This is a genomic window from Pseudomonas sp. TS_SC_3 (assembly GCF_056156225.1).
The window spans coordinates 3,161,066-3,182,852 of sequence record NZ_CM149586.1; the positions used below are offsets into that span (position 1 = coordinate 3,161,066).

The 21,787-nt window shown below is 59.1% G+C and carries 15 protein-coding genes; 6 read left to right on the top strand and 9 right to left on the bottom strand.

All coding sequences use genetic code 11. The features are described 5' to 3' along the window. Complete coding sequence (gene ftsY, locus AC0J6G_RS14970) at nucleotides 1–1,491, bottom strand: signal recognition particle-docking protein FtsY (RefSeq protein ID WP_475248999.1); 1,491 nt, start codon at nucleotides 1,489–1,491, stop codon at nucleotides 1–3. 205 nt (nucleotides 1,492–1,696) lie between these two features. Between ftsY and AC0J6G_RS14975 the strand changes: the two genes are divergently transcribed. The 4 genes from AC0J6G_RS14975 (at nucleotide 1,697) to AC0J6G_RS14990 (ending at nucleotide 6,305) form a co-directional block, all read left to right on the top strand. Beyond that, entirely contained in the window at nucleotides 1,697–3,052 is a 1,356-nt protein-coding gene (locus AC0J6G_RS14975) for a M16 family metallopeptidase (RefSeq protein ID WP_475249001.1), read from the top strand. Further along, entirely contained in the window at nucleotides 3,045–4,526 is a 1,482-nt protein-coding gene (locus tag AC0J6G_RS14980; RefSeq protein WP_475249003.1) for a M16 family metallopeptidase, read from the top strand. The genes AC0J6G_RS14975 and AC0J6G_RS14980 overlap by 8 nt, the downstream gene beginning before the upstream one ends. Next, entirely contained in the window at nucleotides 4,526–5,131 is a 606-nt protein-coding gene (gene rsmD, locus AC0J6G_RS14985; protein WP_475249005.1) for a 16S rRNA (guanine(966)-N(2))-methyltransferase RsmD, read from the top strand. The genes AC0J6G_RS14980 and rsmD overlap by 1 nt, the downstream gene beginning before the upstream one ends. 187 nt (nucleotides 5,132–5,318) lie before the next feature. Then, nucleotides 5,319–6,305, top strand: a complete 987-nt coding sequence (locus AC0J6G_RS14990) for a hydrolase (RefSeq protein WP_475249007.1) — start codon at nucleotides 5,319–5,321, stop codon at nucleotides 6,303–6,305. On the opposite strand, the gene pelG is transcribed toward AC0J6G_RS14990, so the two are convergent. The 8 genes from pelG to AC0J6G_RS15030 all read right to left on the bottom strand — a co-directional run bounded on the left by pelG (nucleotide 6,302) and on the right by AC0J6G_RS15030 (nucleotide 19,500). Further along, a complete protein-coding gene (gene pelG, locus AC0J6G_RS14995; protein ID WP_475249009.1) occupies nucleotides 6,302–7,672 on the bottom strand; it encodes an exopolysaccharide Pel transporter PelG in 1,371 nt (456 codons plus the stop codon). The two genes, AC0J6G_RS14990 and pelG, sit on opposite strands and share 4 nt — an antisense overlap. A 1-nt stretch (nucleotide 7,673) precedes the next feature. Further along, complete coding sequence (pelF, locus tag AC0J6G_RS15000; RefSeq protein ID WP_475249011.1) at nucleotides 7,674–9,194, bottom strand: GT4 family glycosyltransferase PelF; 1,521 nt, start codon at nucleotides 9,192–9,194, stop codon at nucleotides 7,674–7,676. Continuing rightward, nucleotides 9,191–10,180, bottom strand: coding sequence for a HEAT repeat domain-containing protein (locus tag AC0J6G_RS15005; protein ID WP_475249012.1), 990 nt, complete (start codon nucleotides 10,178–10,180; stop codon nucleotides 9,191–9,193). Before AC0J6G_RS15005 ends, pelF begins: the two co-directional genes overlap by 4 nt. Next, nucleotides 10,158–11,525, bottom strand: coding sequence for a PelD GGDEF domain-containing protein (locus AC0J6G_RS15010; protein ID WP_475249014.1), 1,368 nt, complete (start codon nucleotides 11,523–11,525; stop codon nucleotides 10,158–10,160). The genes AC0J6G_RS15005 and AC0J6G_RS15010 overlap by 23 nt, the downstream gene beginning before the upstream one ends. A 5-nt stretch (nucleotides 11,526–11,530) precedes the next feature. Beyond that, nucleotides 11,531–12,049 (bottom strand): penicillin-binding protein activator LpoB, encoded by a 519-nt coding sequence (locus tag AC0J6G_RS15015; protein ID WP_475249016.1) that lies wholly within the window; start codon nucleotides 12,047–12,049, stop codon nucleotides 11,531–11,533. A gap of 27 nt (nucleotides 12,050–12,076) precedes the next feature. Then, nucleotides 12,077–15,682 carry a tetratricopeptide repeat protein gene (locus AC0J6G_RS15020; protein ID WP_475249018.1) on the bottom strand — a complete coding sequence of 1,202 codons (3,606 nt, stop codon included), beginning with the start codon at nucleotides 15,680–15,682 and terminating at the stop codon, nucleotides 12,077–12,079. Next, nucleotides 15,660–18,461: a bifunctional glycoside hydrolase/polysaccharide deacetylase family protein gene (locus AC0J6G_RS15025; protein ID WP_475249020.1), complete on the bottom strand. Its 2,802-nt coding sequence runs from the start codon at nucleotides 18,459–18,461 to the stop codon at nucleotides 15,660–15,662. The genes AC0J6G_RS15020 and AC0J6G_RS15025 overlap by 23 nt, the downstream gene beginning before the upstream one ends. Nucleotides 18,462–18,837: 376 nt before the next feature. Next, complete coding sequence (locus tag AC0J6G_RS15030; RefSeq protein ID WP_475249022.1) at nucleotides 18,838–19,500, bottom strand: TetR/AcrR family transcriptional regulator; 663 nt, start codon at nucleotides 19,498–19,500, stop codon at nucleotides 18,838–18,840. 235 nt (nucleotides 19,501–19,735) lie between these two features. Here AC0J6G_RS15030 and AC0J6G_RS15035 point away from each other — a divergent pair, with 235 nt between their 5' ends. Both AC0J6G_RS15035 and AC0J6G_RS15040 read left to right on the top strand, forming a co-directional pair. Next, a complete protein-coding gene (locus AC0J6G_RS15035) occupies nucleotides 19,736–21,178 on the top strand; it encodes a coniferyl aldehyde dehydrogenase (protein ID WP_475249024.1) in 1,443 nt (480 codons plus the stop codon). 33 nt (nucleotides 21,179–21,211) lie between these two features. After that, entirely contained in the window at nucleotides 21,212–21,757 is a 546-nt protein-coding gene (locus AC0J6G_RS15040; RefSeq protein WP_475249026.1) for a twin-arginine translocation pathway signal protein, read from the top strand. The last annotated feature ends 30 nt before the right edge of the window (nucleotides 21,758–21,787 follow it).

Consider the following 21,787-nt stretch of genomic DNA (forward strand, 5'->3'; position numbering starts at 1 on the left):
CTATTTCTCCGCGAACAGTGCCTGAACGAAGGCTTCGGCCTCGAAAGTACGCAGATCGTCAATGCCCTCACCGACGCCGATATAGCGAATCGGTAGGGCGAACTGCTTGGCCAGGGCGAAAATCACCCCACCCTTGGCGGTGCCGTCCAGCTTAGTCAGGGCCAAACCGGTGAGGTTCACCGTCTGGTGGAACTGCTTGGCCTGATTGATCGCGTTTTGCCCGGTGCCGGCATCCAGCACCAGCAGCACTTCGTGCGGCGCGGTGTCGTCCAGCTTGCCAATCACCCGGCGAACCTTCTTCAGCTCTTCCATCAGATTGTCTTTGGTGTGCAGACGCCCGGCGGTGTCGGCGATCAGCACGTCCATGCCGCGCGACTTCGCCGCTTGTACCGCATCGAAGATCACCGAAGCAGAGTCAGCTCCGGTGTGTTGAGCAATCACCGCAATCTGGTTGCGCTCGCCCCACACTTGCAGCTGCTCAACCGCTGCCGCGCGGAAGGTGTCACCGGCGGCCAACATGACCTTCTTGCCGTCCTGCTGCAGTTTTTTTGCCAGTTTGCCAATGGTGGTGGTCTTGCCCGCGCCGTTTACGCCGACGACCAGAATCACATAGGGCTGCTTGCTGCTGTCGATCTTCAGCGGCTGCTCGACTGGTTTGAGCAGCGCGGTCAGTTCGTCCTGCAGGGCCTTGTACAGCGCGCCGCTGTCAGCCAATTCCTTGCGCGCCACACGCTTGGTGAGGTTGCCAATAATCGCCGTGGTCGCTTCAACGCCAACGTCAGCGGTCAGCAGGCGGGTTTCCAGGTCTTCAAGCAGGTCATCGTCGATGACCTTCTTACCGAGGAACAGACTGGCCATGCCCTCACCCAGGCTGGCGCTGGTTTTCGACAGACCTTGCTTGAGGCGCTCAAGAAAACCGGCACGGTTTTCTTCGGTGCTTTTGGCGGCCGGCTCGACCTTGACGGGCTCAACCACTGGCGCGGGAGCTGGCGGCTCAATGACCGGTTCAACCACCACCGGCTGTTCAACATGCACATGCAGCACTTCACTGCCGGCATTGATGCGAAACCTTGAGGGGCGCGGCAGTGGACTTGCTTCGCCAGCCTCAGGCAGCGCCGCGACGGCAGAAACCACCTGCTCAACCGGAGCAACCGGAGCAACCGGAGCAACCGGAGCAACCGGAGCAACCGGAGCAACCGGAGCAACCGGAGCAACCGGAGCAGGCTGCGACTCAAGCACAGGGGTGTCCAGCGGTTTTACCACAGCCTCTGCAGCCGCACGGACGGGCTCAATCGGTGCAGGGGCAGCAACCTCCGGCGCAACCGGGACCGCAGGTTGTTCGCTGACAGACTCAGGTTGCGGCTCAGGGCTGACCGGCGCTTGCGGCTTCTTGCGCAGCCAGCCGAACAGGTCTTTCTTCTGCGTAGTTTTGTCGGCAGCGGCCGGCGCAGAAGGGGCGGGGTTCTTCTTGTCGTCGTTGGAACCAAACATGGAGGACGGCTATCTCAAAGGCGCGACGCGCGCAGCACAGGGCTCTGAAGGCATTACTCACGCAGCATTAAAAGCTGAAGAGTGCACGCAGTAACATTCAGATGCCGTAGTAAGCGTGGTCGTCAGTAAAACGGATGCGTATCCTAGCACCTCCGCGCCCGCCGACGCTAAGACCACGCGGGCCCGTCCGACAGGTCGAGAATCTATGTCAACAATTGCCCAACGCACTGCCGCTTTATTACTGGGCGTGCTCTGTACACCGCTGCTGGCGTTTGCCGCTGCGCCGCAACCCACCCACGAATTCAGCCTGGACAACGGCCTCAAGGTCATCGTGCGCGAAGACCATCGCGCGCCGGTGGTGGTCTCCCAGCTCTGGTACAAAGTTGGCTCCAGCTACGAGACGCCCGGCCAGACCGGCCTGTCCCACGCCCTCGAACACATGATGTTCAAGGGCAGCCGCAAGCTCGGGCCCGGCGAAGCCTCACGCATCCTGCGTGAACTGGGCGCAGAGGAAAACGCCTTCACCAGCGACGATTACACCGCCTACTACCAGGTGCTGGCCCGCGACCGCCTGGCCATCGCCCTGGAGCTGGAAGCCGACCGTCTGGCCAGCCTCAAGCTGCCGGCCGATGAGTTCGCCAAGGAAATCGAGGTGATCAAGGAAGAGCGCCGCCTGCGCACCGACGACAAACCGTCGAGCCTAGCCTATGAGCGCTTCAAGGCCATGGCCTACCCCGCCAGCGGTTACCACACACCCACCATCGGCTGGATGGCCGACCTTGAGCGCATGACCGTCGAGGAGCTGCGCGCCTGGTACGAAGCCTGGTACGCGCCAAACAACGCCACCCTGGTGGTGGTCGGTGACGTCAGCGTCGCCGAGGTGAAGATCCTCGCCGAACGTTATTTCGGCGCCATTCCCAAGCGCACCGTGCCGGCCGCCAAAATCCCGCGTGAGCTGGCCACCCCCGGCGAACGACGCATCACCCTGCACCTGAAAACCCAGCTGCCGAGCCTGATGATGGGCTTTAACGTGCCTGGCCTGGCCACCGCCGAACAGCCGCGCCAGGTGCATGCCCTGCGTCTGGCCGCCGCCCTGCTCGATGGTGGCTACAGCGCCCGCCTGCCTACGCGCCTGGAACGTGGCGAGGAGCTGGTATCCGGCGCATCGGCCTGGTACGACGGTTTCGCCCGTGGCGACAGCCTGTTCATCCTCTCCGCCACACCAAACGTGCAGACCGGCAAGACCCTGGAGCAGGTCGAAGCCGGCCTGTGGCGCGAGCTGGAAGACTTGAAAAACTCCCCACCGAGCGCCGAAGAGCTGGCCCGCGTACGTGCACAAGTGATCGCCGGTCTGGTCTACGAGCGTGACTCGATCACCAGCCAGGCCACCGCCATCGGCCAACTGGAAACCGTCGGCTTGTCGTGGACGCTGATCGATCAGGAACTGGCCGAACTGGAGGCCGTGACACCGGCCGATATCCAGCACGCCGCCAGCACCTTCTTTAGCCGCGACCGCCTGAGCGTCGCCCATGTTCTACCTGAGGAGAAGCGCAATGAGTGAGCGCAATGGCCTGCGCTACGGCCTACTCGGCCTGGCGCTACTGATATTGCTGGCGCTGCTGGCCCTGGTGATCAACCGCCCGGATAGCAGCCCAACCCCAGCTCCGACCGCCGAATCAACCCACATAGAATCCCTGGCCGCCCTGGGCGATCAGCCTCCCAGCCGCCGCGACCTGAATATCCAGACCTGGCAGACCGCCGAAGGCGCCAAGGTACTGTTCGTCGAAGCCCGCGAGCTGCCGATGTTCGACCTGCAACTGACCTTTGCCGCCGGCAGCAGCCATGACGACAGCGTCGCCGGCCTGGCCATGCTGACCAACGCCATGCTCAACGAAGGCGTACCGGGCAAAGATGTCGGCGCTATTGCCGCCGGCTTCGAAAGCCTCGGCGCCAACTTCGGCAACGGCGCGTTCCGCGACATGGCCATCGCCAGCCTGCGCAGCCTCAGTGCCGCGGACAAACGCGAGCCGGCCATACAACTGTTCAATCAGGTGATCGGCCAGCCGACCTTCCCGGAAGACGCCCTGGCGCGGATCAAGAACCAGCTCTTGGCAGGCTTCGAATACCAGAAGCAGAACCCCGGCAAGCTGGCCAGCCTGGCGCTGTTCGAGCGCCTGTACGGCACCCATCCCTACGCGCACCCGAGCGACGGCAATGCCGAGTCGATCCCGACCATCAGCCGTGAGCAACTGCAGGCTTTCCACGCCAAGGCCTACACCGCCAATAACGCGATTATCGCGCTGGTCGGCGACCTCTCGCGCAGTGATGCCGAAGCCCTGGCCAGCCAGGTATCCGCCACCCTGCCGAAAGGCCCGGCGCTGCCGCGTATCGCCCAGCCGGAAGAGCCCAAGCCGGGCCTGCAACATATCGAGTTCCCCTCGAATCAGACCCACCTGATGATTGCCCAGCTCGGCATCGACCGCCGCGACCCGGACTACGCCGCGCTCTACCTGGGCAACCAGGTATTCGGCGGCGGTGGTTTCGGCACCCGCCTGATGACCGAAGTACGCGAGAAGCGCGGCCTGACCTATGGCGTCTACTCCGGCTTCAGCGCCATGCAGGCGCGCGGCCCCTTTATGATCAACCTGCAGACCCGCGCCGAACTCAGCGACGGCACCCTGCAACTGGTCAAAAGCATGCTGGCCGACTTCATCAACAACGGTCCGACTGCAGAAGAGCTGAATAACGCCAAGCGTGAACTGGCCGGCAGCTTCCCGCTGTCCACCGCGAGCAACGCCGCCATTGTCGGCCAGCTGGGCTCCATGGGTTTCTATGACCTGCCGCTGAGCTACCTGGAAGACTTTATGCGCGACGTCGACGTGCTGAGCGTGGAACAGGTCAAAGCCGCCATGGCCAAGCACCTCAACCCGGACGCCCTGGTGATCGTCACCGCCGGCCCGAGCGTGACGCAGAAAGAACTGCCACCGCCCACCGACCGCCCCACCGAACAACCTTCTGGCGTCCCGGAGCACTGATGAGCAAGCGACCTAAACCGCCGAAAGCTAACCCTGCCCATAGCGGCGATGGCCAACTGAGGATCATCGGCGGGCAATGGCGCTCGCGTCAGTTCAACTTCCCCATGGCCGCCGGGCTGCGGCCGACGCCGAACCGTGTGCGCGAGACGTTGTTCAATTGGCTGGCACCCTATGTCGAGGGCGCCAAGGTGCTCGACCTGTTTGCCGGCAGCGGTGCGCTGTTTCTTGAAGCGCTGTCACGCGGCGCCGGCAGCGCCCTGGCCCTGGACCTCAACCCAGCTGCCATCGCCAGCCTGCGCGGCCACCTGCACACGCTGAACTGCGACAACGGCCAGCTGCAGCAAACCGACGCCCTGCTCTACCTGCAGAACCCGGCAGCCACGCCGTTCGATCTGGTGTTTCTCGACCCGCCGTTCAACCAGAACCTGCTGCTGCCCGCCTGCACCCTGCTGGAGCAGAACGGCTGGCTGGCGGCCGACGCCTGGGTCTACACCGAAAGCGAGAACTCACCTTCCAGCCTCGGCATGCCCGGCAACTGGCGCCTGCACCGCGAGCAGAAGGCGGGGCAGGTGTTTTACGCGCTGTGGCAGCGTACAGCCACGTAGGGCTTTTGCAGGGTAGGTGAGCAGGAGCAGATCAGCAGGGTTTAATCCCCAGCGGGATGTGGCACAACCCACCAGGAAGCAGAACAAGCCTACCTTAAGTCAGGTTCTGTTATTCGCCCCAGTCATAGCGCTTCCGTTTCACCGCCCAAGGCCCTAGCCTGGGCGCTTTCCCTAGCGATACCAGTCCATGACCACGCCCTTCAAACCCGCCTGGTGGCTACCCGGCCCCCATCTACAAACCCTGTGGAACCCGATGTGCCGCCAGCCGGCGAAACTGACGCGTACCCGCGAGCGACTGTGGCTGGACGATGGTGACTTTCTTGATCTGGACTGGCACGGCCCACACCAGGCCGACGCACCGCTGGTGTTGGTGCTACATGGTCTGACCGGCTCATCCGACTCACTTTACGTGCTGGGGCTGCAGCAGCAACTGGCGGCCCAGGGCTGGGCCAGCGTGGCGCTGAACTGGCGCGGCTGCTCCGGCGAGCCGAACCTGCTGGCCCGTGGTTACCACTCCGGCGCCAGCGAAGATTTGGCGGAAACCCTACGCCACCTGCGTGCCCAGCGGCCGATGGCGCCAATCTATGCCGTGGGTTACTCCCTGGGCGGCAATGTGCTGCTCAAGTATCTCGGTGAAACCGGGGCCGACAGCCAACTGCAGGGCGCAGCGGCGGTGTCGGTGCCGTTTCGCCTGGACCAGTGCGCCGACCGCATCGGCATGGGTTTTTCCAGGGTCTACCAGAGCCACTTTATGCGCGAGATGGTGGCCTACGTGAAAGACAAACAGCGCCTGTTCGCCCACCAGGGCATGAACGACCGCCTGTCCACCCTAGAGAAGCTCGGCTCGCTGGACAATATGCGTACCTTCTGGGATTTCGACGGCCGTATCACCGCGCCGCTGCATGGCTACGCCGATGCCGAGGACTACTACCGCCGCGCCTCCAGTCGCTACTTCCTCAGCCGGATCGAGACACCAACGCTGATTATCCAGGCCGCCGACGATCCCTTCGTCTTCCCCCACAGCCTGCCCGAAGCCAGCGAGCTGTCACCCAGCATCGAATTCGAACTGCACGCTCACGGCGGCCATGTCGGTTTTGTCGAAGGCAGTCTGAGTAAACCGGGTTATTACCTGGAACGGCGCATTCCGCAGTGGCTTAGCGGCTTAGCGGCTTAGCGGCTTAGCATAAACGTCTCGTATTCCAGGTCTTCAAGCGAACTGGAGAGACGCATCAGACCGAGCAATACGCACACCAGCAACGACAGGGTGAAACCATAACCATAGAACGTCGGGCCCATATACTGGCTCAGCAGTGTGAGAGCAGCGTTGAGCACCACAAACAGCACGCAAAGCTCCAGCACAATGGCGCGCTTATCGAGGTAGAAAAACACGTTCAGCAACGCCATAAACACCACCTGAATACTCACCCCAATCAGGTCAACGTAGAACAGCTGCAGGTAATACGCTGAAATACCCAGCCACTCCAACATTGCCGGCGCCAGGAGGAACAGCAGGACTACGGTGAAGCCTTGCACCTTGCAGATTTCTAGCAAGCCTTGGCGGATGGTCAGAATCATCTGTTCTTTGAGTACGCCAATATGCTGCAGCGTCTGCCCGCCGCGAATCGCCGAGTAGACCCGCTCATACCACTCGGCAAAATCGGTTTCGATGCGCACCAGAAACACCGCCATCCCCGGAATAATGGCCAGGTACGCCAGGAAGATAGGCAAGTCGTAGAGCATCGAGGCGCGCAGCGGGCCGATAACCTCGCTGGACGTCTGCGGGTTGAACCAGAAGATGAACTTATCGATCCAGATGCCCAGGTTGTAACAAAAGCCCGTGACCAGCAGGCTGATAAAAACCTGACGACGCTTGAGAAAGTCGAACGCAACGAGTTGCTTGGCTGGGTACTCACGCAAGATATCGAACAGAAACATAAACAGCAGGCTGCCATGACCGATCAGCAAGGCCAGCAGCAGACCATTCATGTGCAAAAAGCGCAGAAAGAAAGCGCACAACACCATCAATGAATAGCCAACAAGCATAACCAGCAGAATGCGGTTATAGGCTTTCATCCCCGATAGAAAAATGATCACCAACCATAGGTTGCAGAGCGTTACGAAGTTGGCCAATACCAAGAGGCGATACGCGAAGGGCTCGTCGAACATAAACCCCATGACCAGGCTGGCCAGCACACCAGAGGACAGCGTGACGATCAGCATGATGCCCAGCAGATTGGGCAGGATACGGTCGTTCTTCTTCTCAAACAGCCTGTCAGAAATGAAGCGGGTAAAAAACAGCTGCGCGCCGCCGGTATAAATCAGCGAACTGGCCATCAGGTAGGTAACCGTGACCAAGAACTGCCGCACGGTATTGTCCGGCACAACCACCCCAAGGCTGATCACCCCGATCAACATGACACTGATGATCGACAGCACCCAGGGTCCGGAACTGATCAAACCCGCATAGAGGTATGCCCGCAGCGTTGCCGAATAAGAATCACGTGACAGTATCTTGCGCAGCTCAAAACCAATACCCGCCATATCAAACAGCCTCCATGGCTTCGCGGTACAGGGTGCGATAGCGCTCTAGCATAAGGGTTTCGGTGTAGAACCGATTGACGCGTTCCAGCCCGACCGCCTGGGCGGCATGCCAGCGCTGCGGGTTATTGAGCAGTTCGACAATCGCACGCGCGGTTGCCTGCGGATCTGCGATGGCCACCACCTCGCCGGCGATACCAAGCTCGCGATCCTCACCCGGCGCACCTTCGATCAGTTCACGGCACGAGCCCACGTCGCTGCTCACAACCGGTGTACCTGCGGCCCATGCTTCGAGGATAACCAATGGCTGCGCTTCGCTGATGGACGTCAACACCATCATGCCCAGAGAAGGCAGCAACTCGTGTATTCGGCGGAAGCCGAGGAACTTGACCTTACCCTCCAACCCCATGCTCAGGACCAAGTTGTGGCATTCCTGCGCGTATTCCGGGTCCTCCTCTTCAGGCCCAACGACCCATGCTTCGGCCTCAGGAATGGCACTGATCACGCCCCGCATGGCACGGATAAAGGTTTTAACGTCCTTGATCGGCACGACCCGACCAATCAGCCCAACCACCTTGGGAATGCCTTCAGGACGCTGTTGCATGGCGTCTTTCCAGGCTTCCATCGAGATGCCATTAGGAATGACCCGCGTGCGAGCGGGATCAGCGCCATCATTAATCTGCTGAGTGCGATTACCGCCATACAACGCGATGATGGGATCGGCTGACCGATAGGCCAGCAAACCAATTCGCTCGAAAAAACGGATCCACAACCGACGGATATAGTTGACCTCGGCATCCAGGCCGGTGCGCAGCATTTCATCCGGGCTTTCGGAAATCCAATTCGCCTGAGCCAGGTCGATTTTACGTTCCTTGGTGTAAATGCCGTGCTCACTTATCACGTAGGAACACTTCCAGCGATGCTGCAGGATGCTGCCCAGCAGACCCGCATAGCCCGTTGAGATCGAGTGCAACATGCGCGCACGCGGCAGCTTGCGCGCAGCCTCAGCCAGCATCACCAGCGGCGCCTGCATGGTTCGCAGTGTCCAGAAGTAATTCACAAACGAAGGGTCGCTGCAGTGGCGCACATAGCCTTCGGTGATGGCCTCCCAATTAGCGCGGCTGTGCAGCACATCGTCCAGACTCATTGCGCCATTGGCGAGGTTTTCCAGCATGGCCTGACCTTGCTCCAGGCTGGGCTCGTCTGGATGGTGGAGAAAGACGTGCATGTCGCGCATCAGCTGACGCGGCCCCTCACGCTTGGCGGCAACGACCCCATCTCCGGGCTTCCAGGCATTTTCGAGGAAGTGTTCCTCGATATGCACGACATTCGCCGGAATAGCGTATTGGCGTTTGCCATACGCACCGCTTTGACCGCCAATAAAAAACACCGAAAAGGTCAGCTCAGGCAGGCCGAGAATCAGTTGGTTGACCCAGCTAGATACCCCGCCACGGACATACGGCCAAGTCCCTTCCAGCAATAGGCAGATATCTGCAATAGGTGCCTCAACTGCAGGAGTTTTCATAACCAGTATCTCGCCAGGGCCGCAAAAGGTGGCCGCGTCAGCATGTCGTCGGGGAGCTGTCGTAGCAGCTGCGCAATCGCGGTGTAATCGCCACGGGAGAACGCAATTTCAGCCATAAACGGCAGCAGCTTTTCTAAATCAATGCCTGCTGCTTGTGCGTCCAGCAAATGCTGATCCGCCCCTTCAAGATCGCCCATTTCCATGGAGATCCGTGCAGCCAAAAGATGACTGTCGTCGCCCGCACCTTGCGCCAGGGCACTGTTGACATGCTCACGCGCCTGCTTGAGCACATGCTCCAACACACTGCCCTGAGCCAGCCCCAGGTAAACCAACTCCCAATACCAGCGCGCCAGCGTGGCATGCACAGCGGCTTTGTGAGCACCGGTCGCATCGGCCAGTTGCTGCAGTGACACTTGGATACGGTGATTGATCTCGCTTTCTTGCCGATCAAGCATCGAGTAGGCCAGTAATCGCACATCATCCGCAGGGTCGCGCAGCGCCAGCTTGAGAATGGGGATCGAGTCCTTGCTGGGCATTCGCCGGGTGGCAAACAAGGCACTCACGCGCTTTTGCGCACTGGGTGCATGGCGCAGTACATCCTGTAAACCACCGTCCTGGAACATCAAATCACGGCTTCGCTCTTGCGGACGAAACGGCAGGTCAGGGACACCAATCGCATCCCAGGCCTGTTCTTTTTGCGTGCGCGGCATGTACAGCGCCGGAAAGACCGCGATGGCCACCCCAATAGCGCCCAGGACCGGGACAAAAAAAGACAGGCTGAAGATAAACAGCGGGCTCCACGGCAATGGAAATTTGTAGCGATTTGGCAGTAACAACCAGACGCCAGACGCCAGCAGCGCGCTGCTGATGCCATGGGCAGAAACGAACAGCAGCGCGGCCGCGCCGATAGGCATCTCTTGGAACAACGCCCCCCAACTGCCTAACTCAAATACAAAGGCGCCGCTAAACAGCCACTTGCTTATCATCGAACCCACACTCATTGAATAGGAAGTGACGCAATGCTTCGCGCTCACGCCCGACGCCGATGTCATAGTGGTGGGTGCGTACACCGAGACTTTCCAGCGTCTGCCCCAGTCCAAAACGCTCAGTGAGCATGCTGTGCAGACGCTGCAGGTAACCCTTGGAGCCTTCAGCCGATGTCAGTGGCAGCAACACCAACACGCAGGGATTCGACTGATCAACAGACTTAAGCTGCAGGTCCAGTCCGCGCTGACTGCTTTCGAGCAGGTTCAACAATTCCTTACGGTGCGCTGACGGGCCCACGGTGAAACCCAACAAATAGGCATCAAGGCCATGCTGCTGGGCATCGTGTAAACAACGTTTGAGGTTCTGACTGAACACCTGAGCATCACTGTCCTCGAGCTGAAGCGCCTGCGGATCACTCAGCAACAAGTCGGCAATGTGCCCTGCCAGAATCGCCAAAAGGCTCAAGGTTCTGTCGTTGAAGGAGAAAAACGGCATCTGCTCAACAGCCAGCAGCGCCAGGATCCGACCTTCGGTGTCGACCAAGGGAATGCATGCTTGGTACTGGGAATGATCGCGACTCTCACCACGCTCTAACAGGTCTTCCCGCACACTTAGCAACTCACCGCGTTCCAGGCAAAGCTTGACGAGCAAATCATCTGCCCGCATGGGTTTGCCCGCCCCCAAGCTGTTCAGTGGTTGCAATTCAAGCTGACCACTGGGAGCTACACGGTACAACCCCGCCACATGGAACGAGCCATATTGTGCCAGCAAGTTCATGATCGACTCAGCGAGCGCGGCCAACGCATCGTCACCACGGGGTAACGCACGCAATTGGTTGCGCAAGCCTAACAGCGAGCTGCGCAAGCTGCGGTCATTACCTGCCACACGCTGCTCAAGGCGGTCGTGAGAGATCCGTAACATGTAGTGCGTGCGCGTAAACGCATCCAAGCGCAGCTGCCGATAGTCGTTGGCCATGTCCAGGCGTTCCAGGCGACGCTCCCAGATGTCGCGAAACTCCCCCACCAGCATGCCGGTAATCAGCACGCCAACGATGAACGACTCCGGTATGTCCTGATACACCACATAACCGCTCGCGCGGTAGGCAAACAAAACCAACACCAGCAGCACCGCACTGATCAGGCCATGCATAAAGCCATAGCGCATGCCCAGCAACAGGGGCGCCAACACCAACCACGGGAAAGTGTTGTGTACCAGCATTGGATCATGAGGTGACAGCCAATACCCTAGGCCCAGTCCTAGCCCAGTCAGTATCAGTGTTTCCAGCCACGAAACGTGCGAACTGGCACGTGGGGCTAGCGTGAAATCCTTGTGCGCCGAGTCCATAACAATTACTCGAGCGACAAATCGCCAATAAGCTCACGCAACACTTTTTGCGCAGTCCCTGCCAGGCTTTCGCGTGACCAGCCGGCGCGAGCGCCACTGCTGCTCCACACTACACGGCCACTGTTCGGTTCGATGATCTGCAGGCTGATACCCACGGCTGGCTCACCGTCGAGGCCGCTTTTGTATTGCCATTCATCAACACTGCCGCTGACAACGTAATCAAGGTTTTCCTGACGCGCCCACGCCAATGCCTGATTAAAGCGCTCACGATCATCCAGCAGGGGCATTTCATCTTGCGTAACGACGGGGTACAGCCGTGGGCGCAATCCCTCCTCGGCCATCACACTGAGCAAAATCTGCTCGCTGCGCTCACCCGCTTGCGGTGCTTGGGAATAATTGATCAGCGGCAACAGCCCCCACTGTGCGTCACGCGGTAGCGATTCACTCGCTTCTCGAGTGAAGCTTGAACAGCCCGTGACCAAAAGTGCAACGGCCATCAGGGCCAGGCAGCGAATGGATAACATCGTGTATTTCTCCTGTTAAATCTCTGATCAACGCCCAAAACGGGCGCTATAGGTCAAACCAAAAGTCCCACCCGCCTCGCCACCACCACTGCGCGGTGCCGATTGGTAACCGAAGGTCACGGCCAGCTCGTCATCACCCAACACTTCCACACCCAAGCCGGTATTGATTGCGTAATTGAACTCTTGCTCGGTCCACTGCCAACCTGCGAGTACGTCGACCAGCCAGGTGTACTGAGCGCGCCCACGGTTCAGCGCACCGGGAAAACCACGCCGCCAAGTGCTGCCGACATACAACTGGCCGAATCGCTCCTGCAGCAGGTCACTCGCCACGGCACCTTCGATATTCAATGGCCCGCCATTGGGCACACTGATGATGTCACCTTGCTCGTCAATCTCCTGCCGTGTGCTCAGAAGATCGGGATCAATACCACTTTCTAAACGGTTGTTCTGGTAGTTCACACCGCTACGCAGTAACCAGGCGGGCCCCTCAAAAAACACTGCATGCGTGAGTTCGAGGTTGAACTCTTCACCATTACCAATCGCATCGCCCTGACGCGTCGCAAACCGCTGATGCCCCAGCGACCAGTTGAGTTGATCACGTGCTGAGAAGCTGTGCCGTCCACTGACGTTCAGGCCATCACGCATGCCCAATGCCCGCATCAGTCCACCCTGATCAGTTTCCCGATGCCAGTCCAGCCCTAGCTGCAGTTCATCACGGGAGGACACTTGCCACGAACGCAAAACGCCAAACCCCAGGCGATCCTCATCAGTGCGTAAACTGCCGTCAAAAGTCAGGGCAAAAGCGCCATCGCTCAGTTCACGCTGCAACATCAACTTGGCATTTCTCTCGCGACCCAGCACATCACTGTCGAGCGTCTCACCGTCATATTGCGCCTGGCTGAGCCTCACGTCGGCATACCAGTCGTTGCCTACGTGCCGGGCTATTTGCAGAGACGGGCCGTACAGGTCAATACCACCAAAGTCACGCTGCATCCAGCCAAGCTGCATTCCCTGCGGCATGCGCTCGTGCAGTTCCACAGTCTGACGCAGCAACTGCTGGCGCACACCGGAGACCTGTTCGTCCGACAGACTGGCCAAGCCTTCACCTAGTGCCGCACCATTGCGACCCAAGCGAGTAAGCGCCTCGACACGCTGAGAGGGGTCAAGCCCACCCTCCGCAAGCAGATGCTCAAGCTGTTGGCGGTTCTGCGCACGCAGCGCTTCTTGCAGTTGCTCATAGCGACTGATGCTCAGCCCTTGACTGCGCGCCCAGGCAAGCCATTGATCTTTCAACGCTGCCTGATTGCTGGCATCAAGTTGAGTGAGAAACTGAGTGAACCAGACTTGCAACATTGGCAACGAGCCGTCCTGCCACATCAGCGCCTGGCGCTCGGCACTGCGCATAGACTGCGTACCGCCTAACAGGCGCAAGTACATGCTGTAACGTTCAGGATTGCCTGCCAATTGCCCAGGCTTAATGCGCGACAGTAGAAACGTGCGTAGGCGCAAGGCCTTGTCCGCATAGCCCGCACCTTCAAGGGCGTCGGCATAGGCGGACTGAACCAACCAGTCACCAGGGCGCAACTTTAGGTACATTCTGAACCAGCCCAGTGCCGGCCCCGTGCGGTTTAACAGCATATTGGCACTGGCGAATGGCAGCCACAGTTCACCGTCATTGGCAGCTAAAGCCCGCCATTGTTGCAGCAAAACCGGCAGCTCATCTCGGCGACCCTGATCAATAAACAGCCAAAGCAAGCGCTGACGAAATACGTTCTGATCCGGGTATAGGCTCAACCCCAGGCGATAAATACGCTCGGCCTCATCCATTCGCCCGCTCCGGCTGGCGAGCACGCCGCGCGCGCTCAACACCGAGGCTTGCCGCGCACCACTAGGCGAGCGGCTGGCTTGGTCGACCAGCGCCTGCAGTTGCTGCCACTCCCCCAATTGTTCCGCCAGGCTCAGCGCACTGCTCAACCGTCTTGGATCCGCATTACGCTGCCAACTCTGAATCAGCAGAGCCAAGGCCTTTTCGGGGGCTTGCTGGGTATAAATATGGATCAGACGCTCTTCGGCATTACTGCCCAGCGTTCCATCCAGCGCCAAGAGCCGCTCGTATGCAGCGCGCACATCATCGTCGCGCTCAAGCTCCCAGGCGAGGTTACCGCGCAGAAACCAGTAATCGCTGCTTTCCACCTGAGTATTATCGATAGCATCCAGCACAGCCCAGGCCGCAGGCGCATCAAACCGCGCCCAATCCACTTCCGCCCACCGTACCCGCTGCTCGATGGTCAAACCGAAGCGTTTATCTATCTCGGCCCACAAGCGGGACTCCTGCTCATATTGCAAGGTATGCTCGAGAATCTGCTGCAGACGCACCCAGGCGATCTTCTGCTCGGGGTACTGCCGCACATAGCTGCGCAACCAGGCTTCACCCTGCTCAGGTGTACCCCGCGATTGATGGCTGTAAACCAATGCATCCAGCTCTTCATCGGTTAGCCGGCGCTGTTGCGCCAACTGTGCCAACAAGGGAATTGCTTGATCAAAGTCAAACAGCTGGGCAGCCAGGCGCCAGGCATGCTCACGCATGGAGGCATCATCTTTGAGCTGCAAGGCCATCACCCAATAACGCAGCGCGTCCTGTGGTCGTGCGGTCCACTCCGCCAGCTTGGCCATTTGCGACAACAGTTCAAGATCATCAGGTCTATCGTGGAGCAACACCTGCCCGGTCGACCACGCACGCTCAAGGTCACCGGCGGCCAGGTGCAGCCGCATTTCCACGGCTAACGCCTCAGGGTCGTCAGGACGCTGGGAACGCCAGCGCTCCACGAACAATTCGGCCAAATCATAACGATGACTGCCGACGGAGGCCCTCACCGCTGCCTCCAACAGAACAGTGTCTGTTCCGTCCAGCTCAAGCATGTGCTGACTGAGCAACTCCACCGCACGCTCGCCGCGCTCAGCGGACAACAGGCTATAGAAAGCCTGCTCAAGAAAGTCCATACGCGCATCTGGGGTGGCTGCGGACGCCATCAACTCCAAGTACAAATCAGCGGCTAACTGAGCGTTACCACTGGCGAGGTACCATTTCGCGGCCTCACCGAGCCATTCCACATGACGCGCGGGGTCACGTGCTGCCAATTCAGCATAAACTGGCGCCGCCAGCGCCGGCGCACCCAACGCTAAGGCATATTTCGCTATACGCAATCGTTGAGCATCGGACAACACCGAACGATCGAGCGCAGCAAAGCTTTCAATCAGCTGTTTCTTGAGGGAAGGTTCAATACCTCGCGGATCGGCCAATGCCTGCAAAGCATCAAGCTCAGCTTGGTAAAAAGGGAGGCTATCTACACCTGCAGGGCTGAGTTTGAGCAGATGGCTTCTTGCGCGTGGGTAATCACCCAAGGCAATTAATTGCTCAATCAGGCTGAGGCGCAGCGCCTGATCTTGAGGGTGCGCCTCAAGCAGGAGCTCCGAATAGTTGATCGATACGGCATCAGGCTGCTTGCCGTCTGGCAGAAATGCATCCTCGCCTTTGTAGACCAGCACCAGCAGCCCACTGACGAGTAGAGCAACCAGCAACAGGGTCCATGGGCTCAGCAAACGCCTGGTTTCAACGGCAGGTGAGTTGAGCATCAAGCACCTGCTTCAATGGAACATCAAAATGCCATAACCCCTGCCGCTGAAGCCCAGCGTAGGTTTTCCCCGCCACTACCAGGCTGCAACTGCCAGTGGCGCGGACACTGAAGCTCAACGGCAGGTTGCCCTTAAACGACAGGCGCACGCGTTGATCATCCAAATAATTCCACGCCTGCAATGGCAGGCTGGCTTGCTCGAGCGCTGGACGCAGATCGCGCTGGTCACGCAATACCAGCACAGCCTGGTCGCGGCTTAAATGAACATAGCGGCCTTGAGGCAGATCACGCACGCCAGCAATGCCCTGAGAACGACGCAGATCAGGCCAGCCCATTTCCGGGTCAAGTCGCAGGGTACGCAACCCGTCCATCGCGCGGATTTGCCAACTCCCATCACTGCGCTTAGCCAAGCTGGCTTGATAGAGACCATGCATGCGTGGAATATAATCGCTCATCCACAGCGAGATGGGCTGCTGATCCTGCATGTCACGGTAGATATCGTGCATCACCTTGATGGAGGCTTGTTTAGTGCCTGAGTAGAAGTGGTAGTACAGGTGAAGCCCGCGCAGTCTGCGTGGTTTATCGGTCAGCGCGAAGGTTTCCATCACCCCGCGGAAACCGTAATAAGGACCTGTCCACAAGTTGGTGTAGACGTTCTCGTTAATCACCGGCGCGTAGTAGTGAAGCCCCCCCGCAGTCGGTCGAATCAGCGGGTAGATGCCTGTGAGCGACGGGTAGGCATTGGTCAATGCCGTATTGCCGCCATTGACGTTGGCCAAGCCGCTGTCGTAAGCCAGCTTGATGGTGGCAGCATCCGGCATGGCATCACCCGACCAGAACACCATTTTCACTGGTTTTTTAGCCGTGGTGAGGCGCTGATTGATGTAGTCCCGAGACCCGACAATTTCACGCGTGAAATCCAGCTTGTCATACCCCGGAATCGCCATCATGTAGCCATATTCCGGGTTGAAGCCCCCACGCTTTGCGGCCAACTCAGGTTGCCAGAAAAAAGGATGGCTGAAGGTGTGTGTGGCCACTTCTACTTTGTCGTCAGCCAGGATCTCCCGGGCAACCGGCTCAAGTTCACGAGCAAGGTGAGGGTACTTCCCCCGCGGCCCGACCTCGCCCTCAATCACCGAGACAGAAGTCAAAAAGGGATTGGGCCGGATGAACTCCTTGAGGACGGCAACGCCGGAATAAGGCGTACCGGTGATCTCGGCGCGAGAGACGAACCCATCACCATCGATGTGCACAGTGGCGATGCGGCGACCATTCTCAGTGGTGGCATCGGGCCTGGGCATGACCTGCAATTGCAATGCACGCTGCAAGAAGGCAAAGGGGTCGAGAATCCAACGGCGTTGCCCCTGCGCCTCTTCGAACACATAAGGTGACAGTGCAATCCCGCCCCACGCCCCGATCGCCACTGGCGTATAAACACCCGGCTCGCGCCCCTTAAGCGCCAGCACTGGCTGAGTATCCCCATCAAGCACAGTCAACGCAGGCAAATCACGGCTGCGCGCAACCAGCGGCGCCTCGAAGCTACCCAACAACGTAGCATCGTGCTCGACCACTTCCGCCGCTCCGCTCAAGGGCGCGGACATGAAGCGCAGCCCTAGGCGCCTGAGCACGCCATCGTTTTCAGTCGGCACACCCGCAAAAATCGCCAGGGGAATATGCTCGTCCATGCGCGCAACAAGCCACCGATTAAATGCCTGGGCATTGGCGGGCGAACCACTGGTCATCCAGGTGATAACGCCTGCATATAACCCACTCATCGGTTCGACCGGCAATGCATCCGCAGACAGATAGTCAACCCGATAACCCAGGTACTCGAGCAACCCACCCAGAGAAATGTGGCCCGTGTTCTGCTGCATGGGCCCTTCACGGGGGTCAAAGATCAACGCAATTCGACGAGGCTGCACCTCGATCGAGCTAACCCCCAGGTAATTCAGGTCAGGCACAGTGACATAAGGAATAAAGCCCTCAGACTGCAGCCTCAGCGCCAGCTCGCGAGCCTCATCGCGACGCTCTGGCGGCAAATAATCTATCGCAACGAGCGTAATACCCTGCGCGCGCAATGGCTGCAGGTGCAATTCAAGCCAATCACGATCACCCTGAGGCACGACGCGGTATGAACGTCTTGAAGCATCCCAGCCGGCATGAATTGACTCAACCGCCACAGCAGCAGCAACACCCGGCAACTCGGGCAACACCTCAAAGCCCCGATTGAAAAAAAGCCTCAAGCTGGGTTCGCGGCGGTGCAACTCAACGAGAAAATCTCGCAGAGCAATGCGCTGAGCCTCTCTTTCATCCTCAGGTAGCAACTGAAAACTATCGAGGGTATCGAGGAACAGACCTGAATATCCTGCAGTACGAAGCTCAGCCGCTCGCTTTAGCAAATGCGCCCGCCACACCGGGGAAGTCAAACGCATCACCTGACTATTCCAAGCGTGGTTGCGTATATTTTTTTCTGCCGGCGCCACCGCCCCCTTACCTAATACGGCCAAGTCACCGTCAAATTCCCCTACAGACAAATAAGCGAACGGCTGATTGCCCTGAGCCTTTAGGAACTTGACATCTTGTTTCCGAACATGCACCGGCTCGAGCACGACCCAATCGAACTGCGCAAGCTCACTAAACGGGGGGTTAACTGCATACCAGAATGCGACACTCTGCGGCACAACGGCAGACGCAGATGCCGAGGAAAGACCACCTAAGTAGACAGCCCACACACCAACAAGCTGAAGCAGCAAGTATTTTCTAAAGTTATTGAAAGACATATACAGAACTGATTGATTAAACTAACTCTTAGACAGACCCTAAAAAGCATCCAGCTATAATAGAGTACGATAAAAAGCTGTAGGATTATTCACAATAATCATCAATAGTGCAAATTTATGCATAAGAAAGCGCCGTATAAATGGCGCCAAATTTAAACCCCCCTCGGATAAAAATCATCAACACTTACACACCAAACTATTAACCATATTAAGTAGAAAACCACCTTAATATATTGCCGCGCCTTACTGTTGGCGTTTATACACAAAAAACTGCATGCCGCTAACGTCACCGGCAGGGTATTAGCTTTAAACGCGAAAGCAGACAACCACTGATTACTAACCAACAACAGCCAGCCCGCGCTCTTCCCGTAATCAATCAACGCACAACTCGCTCAAGTGGCACATGCAGCTTGGCGTACAGCGCCTCCACCGCCTCGCGCGCTTGCGGGGCGATATAGCCGCCTTCCAGCGCCAGCACCTGGTAGATACCACGGCGTAGCATCTCTTGGCTGAGGTCGCCGGGGTTGCCGCGGGTGGTGCAGAGAAAGCGCACCCAGGAGGTCATGATGATCCAACTGTTGAGGGTCAGCGCCTCGATCTGTGCCGCATTCATCAGCAGAATGCCGGCCTCGACAAAGCCCTGATAAATGCCCTGCGCACGTTGCAGACAGCGCTGCGAGAACAGCGTGTAGCGCTCAGCCAGCTCGGCGTCGCTGTCGAGCAGGTGCTCCAGGTCGCGGTGCAGAAAGCGGTAATGCCACATGGCCGCGAGCAGCGCTTCCAGGTAGAAGGTCTTGTCCTGCACGGTCAGCGCGCGGCCTGCGGGACGGCGCAGGAAGGTGTCCACCTGGCTTTCGTAGAGGGTAAACAGCTCGGCGATGATCGCCTGCTTGTTACGGAAGTGGTAGTACAGGTTGCCCGGCGAAATCCCCAGGTGCGCGGCGATATGGTTGGTGGTGACGCTGCGCTCGCCCTGGGCGTTAAACAGCGCCAGGCTCTCCTGAATGATGCGTTCGCGGGTTTTCAGTGGGGCTGGCATAACGGCTCGCTCTCGACTCAAAGCCCGGCAAAGGTACAGGCAGAAACGTCAGACGTGCTACCGGAAAAAGCTGCGGAAATATGCATTAACTTTTCGCGGGGCTGCATCCATCGACTGGCAGGGCCGTGCTATTTGACAGGTTAGAGCAATTACTCTAAAAACTCAGCATACCTATTTTGCAGCAGCCTCAGCTCAGCTGAAGCACTGCATTGCCGGAATGCCGAGGAGTTACAGCATGGTCGCCGACGTCGCCTACCTAGAACAAAGCCTGCAACGCAGCCAACAGCAGCTCAGCCAGTTGGAGAGCAGCTTTGCCCGGCAGCGCCAGGCGTTCAAGGCCAACCCCATGCCTTCGGCCGAGCAACGCATGCAGTGGCTCAACGTGCTGCGCGATTTGCTCAGCAACCAGCGTGACGCGCTGATCAGCGCCATCTCCCAGGATTTCAGCAACCGCAGCGCCGACGAAACCCTGCTTGCCGAGCTGATGCCCAGCCTGCATGGCATTCACTACGCGACCAAGCGCATCAAGAAGTGGATGAAGCCTTCGCGACGCAGTGTGGGCATGCAATTTATGCCGGCCGCCGCCAAGGTCATCTACCAGCCGCTGGGCGTGGTTGGGGTGATCGTGCCGTGGAACTACCCGCTGTTTCTCGCCATCGGCCCGCTGGTTGGCGCCCTGGCGGCCGGCAACCGGGTGATGATCAAGATGAGTGAGTCGACACCGGCCACTTCGCAGCTGGTCAAGGATCTGCTCGCCAAAGTCTTCCCCGAGGACCTGGTAACCGTGGTGCTGGGCGAGGCGGAAGTCGGCATGGCCTTCTCCAAGCTGCCGTTCGACCACCTGCTGTTTACCGGCGCCACCAGCATCGGCAAACAGGTAATGCGCGCCGCGGCCGAGAACCTGACCCCGGTCACCCTAGAGCTGGGCGGTAAATCGCCGGCCATCGTCTCGGCATCCGTGCCGTTGAGTGACGCCGCAGAGCGCATCGCTTTCGGTAAGACCATGAACGCCGGCCAGACCTGCGTCGCCCCGGATTACGTGCTGGTACCGAAAGACCGCGTGCAGGGTTTTGTCGAGGCTTACCGCAATGCGGTGCACAGCTTCTACCCAACACTTGCGGACAACCCGGATTACACCGCGATCATCAACGAGCGTCAGCAGCAGCGCCTCAATGGTTACCTGCAGGACGCCGAAAGCAAGGGCGCGTCCATCATCCCGCTGTACCCCGAAGCTCAGGGCCGGCGCATGCCGCAGGCCGTGCTGCTGAACGTGACGGATGAGATGAAGGTGATGCAGGACGAGATTTTCGGCCCGCTGCTGCCGATCATCCCCTACGACAAGCTGGAAGATGCCTTTGCCTTTATCAATGAGCGCGACCGGCCGTTGGCGCTGTACTACTTCGGCTACGACAAGAGCGAGCAACAGCGCGTGCTGCACGAGACCCACTCCGGCGGCGTATGTATCAACGACACCCTACTGCACGTGGCCCAAGACGACATGCCGTTTGGCGGCATCGGCCCGTCCGGCATGGGGCATTACCACGGCCATGAAGGCTTTCTGACCTTCAGCAAGGCCAAGGGCGTGTTTATCAAGCAGCGTTTCAACGCCGCCAAACTGATCTATCCGCCTTACGGCAAAGCCCTGCAGAAGCTGGTGTACAAGCTGTTCGTTCGCTAACCCCCAAATGGTCTGATTCGGTGATAACAATAAATGCCTACCACCACGCTTGAATCGCCAAACCTGTCACGCCGCCGCCTGCTCAAAGTTGGCCTGCTGGGTACCGCACTGCTTGGCACGGCAGGACTGACCGCGACCCTCAGCGGCTGCTCGGCCAGCACCCCGAAAGCCGGCTTTGCGGTGATTCGCGAATCCGACCTGCCCTTTTTGCAGGCACTGATTCCCGTCATGCTTGCCGGTGCGGTTGCCCCTGCGCAGATGCCGCAGGCCATTAACGCCACAATCGAGAACCTCGATTACAGCCTTAATCACCTATCACCCGAATTGCTCAAGCTGACCGTACAACTGTTCGACGTGCTGGCCATGCCGATCACCCGCGGCCCGCTGACCGGCATTTGGGGCAGCTGGGAAAATGCATCCCCCGCCGACGTGCAGGCGTTTCTCGAGCGCTGGCAGAACAGCTCACTGGCGCTGCTGAAAATGGGCCACGCCTCGCTGCTGCAGCTGGTGATGATGAGCTGGTATAGCCGCGAGGAATCCTGGGCGCATTGCGGCTACCCCGGCCCGCCTACCGTCTGACCCTGCGTCACCACTAATAAGAATTCGCCT

Excerpts from the sequence above, each read along its gene's own strand:
- ftsY (WP_475248999.1), bottom strand. The coding sequence starts at position 1,491 with ATGTTTGGTTCCAACGACGACAAGAAGAACCCCGCCCCTTCTGCGCCG.
- AC0J6G_RS14975 (WP_475249001.1), top strand. The coding sequence starts at position 1,697 with ATGTCAACAATTGCCCAACGCACTGCCGCTTTATTACTGGGCGTGCTC.
- AC0J6G_RS14980 (WP_475249003.1), top strand. The coding sequence starts at position 3,045 with ATGAGTGAGCGCAATGGCCTGCGCTACGGCCTACTCGGCCTGGCGCTA.
- rsmD (WP_475249005.1), top strand. The coding sequence starts at position 4,526 with ATGAGCAAGCGACCTAAACCGCCGAAAGCTAACCCTGCCCATAGCGGC.
- AC0J6G_RS14990 (WP_475249007.1), top strand. The coding sequence starts at position 5,319 with ATGACCACGCCCTTCAAACCCGCCTGGTGGCTACCCGGCCCCCATCTA.
- pelG (WP_475249009.1), bottom strand. The coding sequence starts at position 7,672 with ATGGCGGGTATTGGTTTTGAGCTGCGCAAGATACTGTCACGTGATTCT.
- pelF (WP_475249011.1), bottom strand. The coding sequence starts at position 9,194 with ATGAAAACTCCTGCAGTTGAGGCACCTATTGCAGATATCTGCCTATTG.
- AC0J6G_RS15005 (WP_475249012.1), bottom strand. The coding sequence starts at position 10,180 with ATGATAAGCAAGTGGCTGTTTAGCGGCGCCTTTGTATTTGAGTTAGGC.
- AC0J6G_RS15010 (WP_475249014.1), bottom strand. The coding sequence starts at position 11,525 with ATGGACTCGGCGCACAAGGATTTCACGCTAGCCCCACGTGCCAGTTCG.
- AC0J6G_RS15015 (WP_475249016.1), bottom strand. The coding sequence starts at position 12,049 with ATGTTATCCATTCGCTGCCTGGCCCTGATGGCCGTTGCACTTTTGGTC.
- AC0J6G_RS15020 (WP_475249018.1), bottom strand. The coding sequence starts at position 15,682 with ATGCTCAACTCACCTGCCGTTGAAACCAGGCGTTTGCTGAGCCCATGG.
- AC0J6G_RS15025 (WP_475249020.1), bottom strand. The coding sequence starts at position 18,461 with ATGTCTTTCAATAACTTTAGAAAATACTTGCTGCTTCAGCTTGTTGGT.
- AC0J6G_RS15030 (WP_475249022.1), bottom strand. The coding sequence starts at position 19,500 with ATGCCAGCCCCACTGAAAACCCGCGAACGCATCATTCAGGAGAGCCTG.
- AC0J6G_RS15035 (WP_475249024.1), top strand. The coding sequence starts at position 19,736 with ATGGTCGCCGACGTCGCCTACCTAGAACAAAGCCTGCAACGCAGCCAA.
- AC0J6G_RS15040 (WP_475249026.1), top strand. The coding sequence starts at position 21,212 with ATGCCTACCACCACGCTTGAATCGCCAAACCTGTCACGCCGCCGCCTG.